We start from the raw sequence: 11,947 nt of genomic DNA on the forward strand, positions 1-11,947 counted from the left end.
TATATAGTCCAAATAAAAGTCCATGACAGCAAATGTATTGTTTGTTACATTATACACCATAAAGTCAGGAGAGCCTGCGGTGATAGAGATATGTTCGATCGCCGGCGTCTGGCGGATAGCTTCGGATTCTTGTATTTGCGATCGTAGCACGACTGACAAATGCGCTGCCCGTTTCTGAGTACAACACAACTCTCGGAACTATCTTTCCAATCGTCGCAGCAGCCGCAAGGCCAACTTAGCAAATAATTAATCATCTTAGCACCCGGGTAGTATTAATAACTTATTGAGCTACCATCCTATCTTAATTTTTCTAAAAGTGTGTGTTCAAGTTAACAGACAATGAAGAGATTATGTTATATTACTTTAGACTTAAATCTCTTCAGAGGCTGTAAAAGTAAGATTGTATAGCATCGGTCTGGGTGAGTAAAAAATATCTGGAAAAGTTGTGGAATTACTGCCCTGTTTAGGGTATAATGCAGTCACAATTAAGGCAGCAGATTCGACCGGACTTGCTGATGAGAACTTTACAGGATGTGCATTGGGTGAAAAGCTCAGCTCGAGAAGTTCGTAGGCGTAAGCCGGGGCGTAGCCATCGCACCGCAAAGAAAAAAGTGCGATCGTCCGCGCCAGTCAACCCGACAGGCGATCGCGCCAGCAACCGCAGCAGCTTTCCCGGCTCCCCCAATCCAGCCCCACCCGATCGCTCTGGCCGCCTCTGGAAATCCCGCGCACAAATGCTCAAAAGTCTTGGCGTCAAGAGTTTCACCGTCTCAAAGCTCAAAGGTATTGTAAAACTTCATTAAGTTAATAAGCGGTTATAAGCAATAGTGGTAATATGTAGTCAGGAGGTCGGAAATGAAACTACCTGACTACGCCAAAGCAATAGGCATAAGTTACACAACTGCATGGCGGTGGTGGAAAGCAAACAAGCTACCACATCCGGCACGGCAAACAGAAAGCGGTTTAATCATAGTTGATTATTTGCCACCAGTATCATCGGCCCAAATCAAGAAAAACCGAGTTGCCATTTATAGCCGAGTCTCGTCTTCTGAAAACAAAGACAATCTCAATCGTCAATCAGAACAACTCACTGAATACGCAATTGCTAACGGCTATCAAATTGTTAGAAATGTCAAAGAGATAGGCAGTGGATTAAACGATAACAGAAAACAGTTAGAAGCACTGTTACAGCAAAATGACTACGACATTTTACTGGTAGAACACAAAGATAGATTAGCTCGCTTTGGCACAAATTACCTAAGCGTATTGCTTTTTCGGTTGGGAATTAAACTAGAAATAGTCAATCTAGCGGAGAACGGGAAAGATGAACTAATGCAAGATTTAGTGGCGATAGTTACAAGTTTTGCTGCTCGACTTTACGGACAGCGCCGTGCAAGTCAAAAAACAGAAAAAATAATCGCCGAACTGAAAGATGGAGGTTCTGAATGCAACTAACAGAACGACATATCATCAAATCCACGGAACACCGTTTCGCTCAAATAGACGAACTAGCCTTTAAATCCAAAAATCTCTACAATGCCGCCAATTACGTCATAGGAATCACGGTAATTGTACAGGAGGAATCCTACACATCCAGAGCGAACTTTGTGGGATTAGACCCAATTCCTGTATATGGAAAAACAGAAAAAGATCCTGTATTCACGGGGAAACGGATCGCACGAGGTTTGTACAAAACATCGACGGGTCGGTTAATTAATTCCGATGTGAATGCTTCGTACAACATTCTCTCAAAAGCAATCCCAAATGCCTTGTGCGATGGGATAGGGAGCTGTGTAGTTGGGCCAATGCGGGTTAATCCGCTCAAAGTAAAACAGAAGGGGGAGGGCTGACGCCTCCCATGTCATTGCAATAAATGACTGTAGTTTTACCAGCTATACCAACCGCCTATAGGGTTAGAACGTTCTTAATCGATCGAACCCTTGTTTTTCTTGTCGAATGCCTTTTGCTGCGGCGGAGGCGGAGGCATTCAGCAGAAAAGAGCCTTCAGCATAAGTGCCGAATGCTATAAAATCTCCTCATACAGCAGGGGAGTGCGGAAATTGCGCTCGTCGCGCCAGCAACAACCGAACTCGATCGAGTCCAAACCTTTGATAACCTATAATTTGAATGAGATCCCGCAGGCACTTCTGCCCCGTGGTATCAAACTAATTCGCCATCCTGCTAATTTGGGATTTATTTTTTCTAACAACTAACAACTAACAACTAACAACTAATAAAGAGGGGATTGCTTAATGGCTGCAACAGATTTTAAAGACTATTACGCTATTTTGGGACTCAACAAAACCGCCAGCTCTGACGAACTTAAAAAAACTTTTCGCAAACTAGCCCGGAAATATCACCCGGACATGAACCCAGGGAACAAAGAAGCCGAAGCTCGTTTTAAAGAAGTTAATGAAGCCTACGAAGTGCTCTCAGACCCAGAAAAACGCCAAAAATACGACCAATACGGTCAATACTGGAAGCAAGCAGCAGCAACTCCCGGCGGATGGCCGGGCGGGGGCGGTACTGCGGTAGATTTTGGGGGCGTTGACTTCAGCCAGTACGGCAGTTTTGACGAATTTATCAATACCTTGCTCGGCCGCGCGGCAGGCAACAGTGCGGGTACTGGCCGCAATGGCCAGTGGAATTACAGCAACTACCGCACTAGCACCGGCGGGCCCAGCGGATTTGAAGATTTCGCGGGGTATGAGAACCGCAGCGCCGGAAGCTCTCGCGACACTGAGGTGACGATTTCCCTGACTCTGGGGGAAGCTTTTCGGGGCACTTCCAAGCGAGTTGCCACGGGCGAAGTTTCGATTCCTGCGGGAGTGAAAACCGGCAGCAAAATTCGGGTAAAAGGTAAAGGTCAAGTTGACCCGTACACGAAGCAGCAGGGAGATTTGTACCTAAAATTAGAAGTTTTGCCTCACCCTTTCTTCCAGTTTGAGGGAGAGAATTTGGTGTGCGAAGTGCCGATAACTCCCGACGAAGCGGTGTTGGGAGCTTCAATTGAAGTGCCGGCGCCTGAAGGTATGATAACTGTAAAATTTCCGCCCGGGATGCGATCGGGTCAGTCTTTGCGGTTGCGGGGCAAAGGATGGCCGAAACCGAAGAAAGACGAACGCACTGATTTGTTGGTAAAAATTGCGATCGTGCCGCCGAAAGAACTCACCGCCCAGGAACGAGAGTGGTACGAGAAAATCAAAGCAAATCGTACTTTTAATCCTCGCAGTAATCTCAACCAAATGCTGCTTTGAAAAAACTTGCATTTATCGGGTGCAAATAAGCTGTTACGCATTTAAAATAGTATTGTAGGGTGCCACGGCTCCTTTCTCGTTTCCCTTGCGAGCGTCAGTGTTCTACCCGTGGCACCCTACAGGTCTCGTTAGTGGTTTAAATGCTCCACAGCTTAATACCATTTCTTAAATATTTTAAAGGGACACAGCAATGCTGTGTCCCTCCTGTATGCAAGCGCGATCTCATTTGAAAAAAACCCTGTTAACAAGTCAAATTTTCTTCGCCCGTAATTTGCAGTTTCCAACCTTCTCAAGACTCTTCGCTAGCTCTTAGCTGAGTAGGTTGGCTACCTTGTTTGATGTTGATGCTAATTTTTTTAGAGCCTTTTTTCTCCAGGTCTCGGATGTAGCCGTTCGAGCTGTCAGAAGCTTCCTGTCTGCTGTCATAGGGGCCAAAGTAATAGGTACGCTTTGGCGAATCTGTATCAACTTCTACCCACCATTCGCCGCGTCGAGTGCTGCTAGCAGGTTGAGCTAGCAGCCAAAAGGCCGTGAAAAACATACCCAACATAGAGATTTCAAACATATTTACCTCTGGGAAGATTTAAGTAGTTTTTACTGTTCTCAATTTATCAACGCCACAGAAGCGATCGGATCGTCCTTTGTGCTGATTTAGCCCGGTAATTTTTGACAGTTAATGCTGCCTAAAATCAGCATTTTGGTGGAGAAGAAGCCGATTTTTAAGCCTCGGCAGCAAATACAAAGTCCGCAAGGCAAGGACTAGGACAAGAGGATGCTTAATATTATTGTTGAGGCTTGAGGTAATTGAAAACTCAAACAGAACTTACGCACTCTTGACGCTGAGAAACCAAGTTGTTTAACCGATACCCTGGCGAGAGACGGAGTATATTCGTCAAAAAACCCGGTTTCTCCAGGCTGGACTATCAAAATTCTTAAGCCGCAATACCCTCCGAGAATTCACTGTCGCAAATCGTGAGTTCCGAAGGCTGACACCGTTTGATGCGGATGCTAACTCTTTTGGCTCCCTCGCTTTCGAGGTCTTCGACGTAGCCCGGAATATTGCTGGAGGCTTCTTTGTCGGTGTCGAAGGGGCCAAAATAGTAGGTACAGCGAGGCAAATCTGTGACAATTTCTACCCACCATTTTTCGGGGCTGCGGGGGCTGGGTCCAGCAAACACGCACAAAACTGCGACGTAGATACAAAATAAATAAAATCCGAGCATTTTTCCTCTTTTGGGGTTATTTATTTTCTCACAGGACTTACGCCCTCGCGACTCTCATCAACCGGGTTGTTCAACTCTTGGCGATCGCCCTTTACCAGAGAATTTAGTCCCTTAAACCCGGTTTCTGCGTTTAGGACTATATAACTTTATCAAAGTGATTTGTGCGATCGAATCAACCTCAGTGCTGATTTGGAGTCGATCGATTTTAGATTTTAGATTTTAGATTTTAGATTTTAGATTTTTCCTCCAATCTAAAATCCAAAGCAAAACCCGCCGGTGCGGGTTGTTTGCTAAATGAAAAATTCTCTTTTTCCCAACTAGATTGCTGGCTAAACCTCAGCAGGCTGAGGTTTAGCGCTTGCCTTTGGGGAACTGTTCGATACCAGCCCAACCGTAGAAAACCAGCTCGTCGTTCTGAACTCGGCAGCGGTCTACTCGCAGTTGAGTGCCCTCTAAGGCAAATTTGTCTAAGTCGAGCAAGTTATTTACGTGGGCAATTATAGCTTGACCCAAGTCTACTGCTTGCCCGTCACCGCCGTAAGTAACGCTGACAAATTGGATTTTGCGTCGGTCTTCGACTTGCAACTGAGCTGTAATATCTATGTTGACGGGTTCGCTGGCATCGCCTACGGTAATTTCGGACTGAAGCCGAATTGATTTGTCGGCTCCGAAGCTGACTTCAGTGTTTTGAAAGTGCAGAGATTGCTCTTGGTACTTCAGCTTCTGGAGTTTTTCAACTACAAAAGGTGTATTGAATGAGGTGGTTAAATCCGATCGACTTAAGACTACTCGCATATTTGCCTGGGTAGGCTGCCGCAATTTGACTTGACCTGCAAAAATCGCCCCAAAATCAATTGAGAGTGCTTGCAGGTAGAGTTCCATCACTTCTATGCGCAGGCCGTTGTACATCAACATACCTTTGCCAACGAAGTCGAAACCGTCGATGCTTCCCTGCAAGAGTTTGGCTACTGGTTCGACTCGGATGTTGGCTTCGGCCTTTTCAGAACGCTTGAATAAGGCTGCGATCGCAGCTCCTGCTACTTTACTAACAAGGCGATCGCCACTTTGACCTTGAAAGGATGTACCGCTAAACAAAGCTGCTACCATTTATTCGTTTGCTCATCTACAGTCGCCATTATAACCTCCTATTAAGAAATGTTAAAATAGCTTGTGCTTATGCACATTATAAGCAAATGTTTTTTTGGTCTGCCTTCAAAGTAACATTTTGGAAATTTAAAGGCTCAGGGGGGTGCCTTGGAGACAGGCGCGATCGAGCAGAGCTCCATCCCAAACGGTTTGTTCGATCGCAGCACAGAGCAAATTAGCCCCCGTCAGGTTAGCGCCGCGCAGTACGGCTCCATTCAAGATCGCTTCTTCCAAGTCAGCCCCCGACAAATCAGCGCCGGACAAATTGGCATGGCTCAAATCGGCGGAGTGCAAAATTGCCCGAGACAAAGAAGCGCCCCGCAAATCGGCGCCGCGAAAATCGACACCGCTCAAATCCAAATTGCCCATAGAGGCGCCTGTCAAAAAAGCACCCCCAAAACTTGCGTCGCGGACTAAAGCGTTAGCGAAGGAAGCGCCCCGCAAATCAGCATTCCGAAAATCTGCGCCTCGCAGGTTGGCGCCGCTCAAGTCAGCGCCGCGGAGGTTGGCTCGCAATACGGCCCGCTGCAAGTTAGCGCCGGCGAGATTAGCTCCACTCAAGTTGGCTTGAGACAAGTCAGCACCGGCGAGATCGGCTCCCGATAAGTCTGTGCCGGCTAAATCTGTGCCGGCCAACATCAAAATTTTGCCTTTGCGTATGGCTTCGAGGTCATTAGTCATTAGTTTTTAGTCATTAGTCATTAGTCATTAGTCATTAGTCATTAGTTTTTAGTCATTAGTCATTAGTCATTAGTCATTGGTCATTAGTCATTAGACATCTCCAATAATTATTGTGGAACAGGCATCCTGCCTGTTCAAGACTGGCTTTTCTGGAGATATCTATTGGTCATTAGTCATGTTTCGCACCCTACTGGTGCGGATACAACTCTCAGCAGTAGGGTGCCCTTAGCAAGCACAGGCTGATTTTTTGTAGTGTTGGAAAGGATTTTGTGCCGAGTTTTAAATGCCCAATTACCGATCGCCCATTACCCATCCAGTTATTTTATAATGCCGGAGCGGCCGCGGTCGTTCGATCGCCCAAATCCTCCAACCATACATTCGGCAGTTGACTCGGGCGAGTTGGTAATTCCATCAAACCCATTTCTGCCAGCCTGACGACGTTGCCCAGAGTTTCCACCAAAGCCGGATCGAAGCGAATGCCGCACAGTTCCCGGCACTCTTCCAAAGCTTCGCTCAAACTCAAAGCCGGACGATCGCCGCGCGGTTGAGTCAATTCTTGAAAATAAGCGACCAACCCCAAAATCCGCGAAGCAACGGGTATGGCTTCGGCTCGCAAACCCTCTGGTCTGCCGCTGCCGTCCCAATATTCGAGTTTGTACTTGACAATTTCCGCAACAGGTGCTAGTTCCGGCATTGCTTGCAGCAGTTGGGAACCGATGAAACTGCGATCGCGCCAAAATGATAACGTTGCTTGGTCGAAAGCGTCGGGAGTGCGATCGAACACCTCATTCGGGGCAGAAACTAAGCCGACTCGAAACAGCAATCCAGCCAGCCGCAGCCTCCGCAACTGCAAAGCCGGCAAATCCAGCAGTTGACCCAAAGTTTCCGACAAAGCCGCCACCTGCAAGGACGCTGTAGGATTTGAGGTATCGCGTTCGTCCACGCGCTGGGCCATCCGCAGAAAAGCTTGAAGTTTGTTAGCGTTCAAATTGCGGCTGATACGCAAAGCTTGACCTTCCAATTCCCACAACTCGCGGGTTTGGCGGTTAATTGCTACCATTTGCTGCTGAGAACTTTGCAGGTAAGTGACGATCCGCGATACCACGCCGCTAATGTCGGCTAATGGCGGGCCTTTAGTTGCCAGGATTTCGTGGTGCATTTCCAGCAAACTGTCGGCTAGGGGAGAGTTGTAATGTCGCGTCTGTTCTATAAAAATTTCTGCCGCCGCCGACACCAAAGACTGGTCAAACGACCACAAACCGTAGAATTTTCGCTCTGTATCTACTTCGGGCTTGCCTTGTGGCAAGTATTCCTCGGCTGAAAGTTCGCGGCAAAGCACCATTGCTTTGTATGTCGGGGCGAGAATGATTAAATTCCATTCTTGGATGATGGGGTCGATCTCATCGAGATTTATTAAAGATACATTTTCTAATTGACCAGTTTTGTGTGTAGCGAAACCGCTGTCGGCTACCGCAGCGATGACAACGCGCCGAGAGGCATTAGCAATATCGAGGTAGCGATCGGCTTCCTGTAAATACCATTTGCCCTGCTGAAACGTTACCAAAACTAAGGGTTGGAGTTCGCTCTTTTCCCCGCCGCTGGTTTGCAAAATGTGGTCTTCTAGGGCGTGACATAGGGCGACTAGGGTGTTTTTGAAGTATACCCCGTAGCTAGAAGGCAGTTTTCCGTCGGGAAGTGTAGCTTGTAGTCTGGCGAGAGTTGATTCTGAATTCATTGCAAAAAGCGGTGCCGGCTCTTACTTATTGTAGCGGGCGATCGAGCTTTTTTGGCATTTTTTCTCGTTTCTAGGTTCTAGCGGGGATTGAATAACTAGAGACTAGAGGTTCTGCCTTGCGATACCCTAAGAGTAGACTTATTGCATAAATCTTTGATTGATAGGGAAACTGCATATCGACGCAGAGGCCTTTCAAGATACTTGGCGATTTTGGCAATTCCAGTCTAATGATGAAATATTTCACTAAAAACAGGACTTGCGCCAAAAATGGAAAATTCAGTCTTTGAAATTGCGGCGCTCCGGCTGGCAATGACAAACTGGCCGCGACCGAGTTTTCTCATTAATGCACAAGTCCTGCTTTTCTGCGTCTAAAGAAACTTTGTTTTATTTACCTTTCGAGTCAGAAACATCAGCAATCAAATCATCTTTGTCAACTTTCGGAACAAAATCAGGGCGTTCTTTGGATTCCCAACCGGGGGGGCGCTTGGAGTTGTACCAGGCGATCGAGCCGATCGTAACTGCGGCAACAAAGCCAACACCAAGAACTGCTATTGGAGCGGTCAAGCTGACACTTGATTCCGGCACTGGCTGCTGCATCAGCAGATCGATCGTTACTCGCTTGATGGGTGCAACAAGAACTGCCATCGGAGTGTTCAAGCTGATATCTATCATTAGGCTAAATCCTTATCTACTCTACTTTTACATTATTTTAAGTGCTAAGGGCGTTTGGTTGATATATCTGAAGGCTGAAAAAGTGACTGAATTGTCGTCATAATGGTTAGAGGTTGAAAATAGGAGACCTGATTTTATGCCGTTGGGGATAATAGCATTGCTGTTGGCTGCTAGTTTCAGCCTGGGTGCTTTACCGCTAACGGGATGGGCGGTGCGAGTGTTTAGCCGCCGAGATTTGAGGGCGCTGGGCACGGGTAATGTTGGCGTGTCGGCAGCTTTCATTCACGGGGGGAAATTAGCGGGAATTGCTGCGGTGTTGGCGGAAATTGCCAGGGGTATTGTGCCGGTGTTGGCGGGGCGATTTTGGTTCCCGGATGCACCTGCGATCGCGATCGCCCTGTTAATTCCGCTAGTTGCGGGCAGATATGCGATCGCCCGAGGTGGAGGCGTTACCAATGCTGTTTGGGGTCTTTTGGTATTTTCGCCGCCGGTGGCTGTTTCATCGGGCATTTGGGGGCTGCTGGTGTGGGGTTTGGCACAGCGGTGGTGGGGTGAGGGCGATCGGGCGAGGCTCTTTGCTTCCCGCTGCGGGTGTCTGTGCACGCCAATTTGGGTTTGGGTGTGGCGACAATCTTTGCCCGAATTTTTAGCAGCAGCAGGATTAGCTTTTTTACTCTTCACAATTAGTCTTCGTCAAGGTGATGATATGGCTTTATCTAAATCAGAGCAATTGCTTTCTCTTGATGACTCGCTAGATGCTAAAGTCTGCGGGGATAAAGCTGCTAAATTGTCTCAACTGAAACGCGCAGGTTTTAACGTACCTTCCGGTTGGATATTATCACAAGAAGCGGGCATCGGGCATCGGGCATCGGGCATCGGGCATCGAGGAAATAGTGATGAATTGTCAAGTCTTGATGCTTTAATCGAAAAGATAAAATCTAAAATTCGCGATCGCATAATAGTTCGCTCTTCTGCTGCGGGAGAAGACGGGGATCTTAGTTCAGCGGCCGGACAATATCAAACCATTGGGCCTGTTTCCACTGAAACAGAATTAATCGATGCCATTAATCGCTGTCGCGAGTCTTATTGGACTTCCGAAGCAGTTGCTTACCGCCGCCAGCGACAATTGCCCGATACCCAAATGGCTGTATTGATTCAACCTTATATTGACAGCAAAATTGCCGGAGTCATGTTCAGCCGCAATCCTTTAGATGGCGGTTCTCAGATTATTATTGAAGCTTTGCCTGGAGGTGCTGAATCTGTTGTCGGCGGACAAGTTACTCCGGTTCATTTAGAAATAGATTTTAGTGCGACTGAAAATTTAGAAAAAACATTAATCACAGTAGAAATAAATTCAATAGTTGACAAATTAATTATAGCAGAATTGGTGAAACAAGCGCAAGCAATAGAAGCATTTTTCCACGGAATTCCGCAGGATATTGAGTGGAGTTGGGACGGGGAAAAAGTTTGGATTTTGCAAAGCCGCCCGATTACAAATTTGCAGCCATTCTGGACACGCACTATTGCAGCCGAAGTGATTCCGGGTGCAATTCGCCCGCTAACTTGGTCGATTAACAGGCCGCTGACTTGCGGGGTTTGGGGAGAGATTTTTCAGGTGGTTTTGGGCGATCGCGCCAGCCATTTAAACTTTAACGAAACGGCTACTTTGCTAGGTTCTCACGCCTATTTTAATGCGACTTTGTTGGGCGAAATTTTTCGGATGATGGGATTGCCGGAGCAGGGTTTGGAATTTTTGCTGAGAGGGCAAAAGATGGGCAAGCCACCGTTGGGGAAGATTTTGCCTTCTTTGCCCGGTTTGTGGCGTCTGGTGCAGCGGGAGAGGGCGCTGAATGCAGAATTTAAGGGCGATCGTACTGCTATTTTTCTCCCCGCACTGCAAAGTCTGGAGAAGGAAGGCACGACACGGATTTTGACACGGATACACGGATTAATTATTGAGGATGAGTCAAAAGGAATATTAATGCCGAATGCCGAATGCCGAATGCCGAATGCCCAATGCCCAATGCCCGATTATCAGTATTTAACGGAATTATTGGAGAGATCGGAGAAAATTCAGGAGTGGCTGAAACCGATTACTTACTACAATATATTAGGGCCGATCGGGCTGGCTATTCGCAAATCAATTTTTCGCGTTGCCGATGAATGGCTCGACAATGACAGCGCTCCTGAAATTGCTTCTGTGCGAGCTTTGCAGCAGTTGGCTCAGAAATTGCGGCAAGCTGCTGTTTCGCAGCCTGACGAAACTGTTTCAGTCGCAAATTTAGCACAGACATTTGCGGAGACTCCGGCTTTACAAGCTGATTTTGAAAAGTGGCTTGATGTTTACGGATATTTGAGCGAAGTGGGAACTGATATTGCTGTTCCTACTTGGCGAGAACAGCCGGAAATTTACCAAAAACTGCTAATAAGCATGGCTCAAAAAGCAGAGAATAATTTAGTAGAAAAGCGGAAATTAGGCTTGACTTTTGGGCAGAAGTGGCGACTAGATAAATGTCAGGAAAGAGCGATCGTCAAAAACGAAATTAGCGAAATTTACGCACGGTTGTTGGCTCACCTGCGCTGGACTTTTTTGGAGATTGAAGCTTGCGGGTTGGCAATGCAGGTGTTTCAGGAAAGCGGGGATATTTTTTATCTGGAATTTGGGGAAATTCAGCAGTGGATTCGCAGCGGTGCGATTGTTTCGTTTCAGGATACAATTAGCCAAAGGCGCGATCGCCTGTTAGCCGATCGCGATCGCCCGATTCCCCCTGTAGTCTACGGCAATTTGCTGCCCAATTCTCAGACAAGGGCGATCGAACTTGCAACATCCGCAACTAATATCATGCAGGGAATTCCCGCAAGTATCGGCCGTGTCGAAGGCTTTGTCAAGATTTGCCGCACCGCGAGCACGGATTTAGGAGAAAATGCGATCGCAGTAGTTCCTTACACCGATGCAGGTTGGGCACCGCTGCTATTAGGAGCAACAGCAATTATCGCTGAAGTTGGCGGGCAATTGTCTCACGGAGCAATAATCGCTCGCGAGTACAAAATTCCCGCAGTTATGAATATTCCAGAAGCTACAACTCGCTTGCGAGACGGTCAAAAAGTCCGAGTAGATGGGTATCTCGGCACTGTAGAACTGCTGGAATAATTAGCAACAGGCAAGATGCCTGTTCCACAAAGAGTTGATTTCTTGTGGAACGGGCATCTTGCCCGTTCCTAAAAAGATTATT

General features: G+C 47.2%; 10 protein-coding genes and 1 pseudogene. 5 read left to right on the top strand and 6 right to left on the bottom strand.

Annotated features, from left to right (window positions below; genetic code table 11):
• Positions 1–473: 473 nt before the first annotated feature.
• The 4 genes and pseudogenes from QUB70_RS15040 to QUB70_RS15055 all read left to right on the top strand — a co-directional run bounded on the left by QUB70_RS15040 (position 474) and on the right by QUB70_RS15055 (position 3,257).
• On the top strand, positions 474–803 hold the full coding sequence (locus QUB70_RS15040) for a hypothetical protein (protein ID WP_332981485.1): 330 nt from the start codon (positions 474–476) through the stop codon (positions 801–803).
• Between the two features lie 52 nt (positions 804–855).
• The gene (locus QUB70_RS15045) at positions 856–1,455 is read left to right on the top strand and encodes an IS607 family transposase (protein ID WP_332981487.1); all 600 of its coding nucleotides are present in this window, start codon (positions 856–858) and stop codon (positions 1,453–1,455) included.
• 101 nt (positions 1,456–1,556) lie between these two features.
• Positions 1,557–1,911: pseudogene (locus QUB70_RS15050) on the top strand (hypothetical protein); the annotation flags it as partial.
• A gap of 341 nt (positions 1,912–2,252) precedes the next feature.
• The gene (locus QUB70_RS15055) at positions 2,253–3,257 is read left to right on the top strand and encodes a J domain-containing protein (protein ID WP_332981488.1); all 1,005 of its coding nucleotides are present in this window, start codon (positions 2,253–2,255) and stop codon (positions 3,255–3,257) included.
• 289 nt (positions 3,258–3,546) lie between these two features.
• On the opposite strand, the gene QUB70_RS15060 is transcribed toward QUB70_RS15055, so the two are convergent.
• From QUB70_RS15060 to psb35, 6 genes are all read right to left on the bottom strand, one after another.
• Positions 3,547–3,822, bottom strand: coding sequence for a DUF1816 domain-containing protein (locus tag QUB70_RS15060; protein ID WP_332981489.1), 276 nt, complete (start codon positions 3,820–3,822; stop codon positions 3,547–3,549).
• Positions 3,823–4,189: 367 nt separating this feature from the next.
• The gene (locus QUB70_RS15065; RefSeq protein ID WP_332981491.1) at positions 4,190–4,480 is read right to left on the bottom strand and encodes a DUF1816 domain-containing protein; all 291 of its coding nucleotides are present in this window, start codon (positions 4,478–4,480) and stop codon (positions 4,190–4,192) included.
• Positions 4,481–4,831: 351 nt separating this feature from the next.
• A complete protein-coding gene (locus tag QUB70_RS15070; RefSeq protein ID WP_332981492.1) occupies positions 4,832–5,587 on the bottom strand; it encodes an LmeA family phospholipid-binding protein in 756 nt (251 codons plus the stop codon).
• A 126-nt stretch (positions 5,588–5,713) separates the two neighbouring features.
• Positions 5,714–6,307 (bottom strand): pentapeptide repeat-containing protein, encoded by a 594-nt coding sequence (locus tag QUB70_RS15075; protein ID WP_332981495.1) that lies wholly within the window; start codon positions 6,305–6,307, stop codon positions 5,714–5,716.
• Positions 6,308–6,629: 322 nt separating this feature from the next.
• The gene (locus QUB70_RS15080) at positions 6,630–8,042 is read right to left on the bottom strand and encodes a DICT sensory domain-containing protein (protein WP_332981498.1); all 1,413 of its coding nucleotides are present in this window, start codon (positions 8,040–8,042) and stop codon (positions 6,630–6,632) included.
• 384 nt (positions 8,043–8,426) lie between these two features.
• Positions 8,427–8,639 (bottom strand): photosystem II assembly protein Psb35, encoded by a 213-nt coding sequence (gene psb35, locus QUB70_RS15085; RefSeq protein WP_332981549.1) that lies wholly within the window; start codon positions 8,637–8,639, stop codon positions 8,427–8,429.
• 211 nt (positions 8,640–8,850) lie between these two features.
• On the opposite strand from psb35, the gene QUB70_RS15090 reads away from it, so the two are divergent.
• A complete protein-coding gene (locus QUB70_RS15090; protein WP_332981499.1) occupies positions 8,851–11,865 on the top strand; it encodes a glycerol-3-phosphate acyltransferase in 3,015 nt (1,004 codons plus the stop codon).
• The last annotated feature ends 82 nt before the right edge of the window (positions 11,866–11,947 follow it).

Origin of the sequence: Microcoleus sp. A003_D6 (assembly GCF_036702825.1) — a bacterium.
Lineage (GTDB): Bacteria > Cyanobacteriota > Cyanobacteriia > Cyanobacteriales > Microcoleaceae > Microcoleus.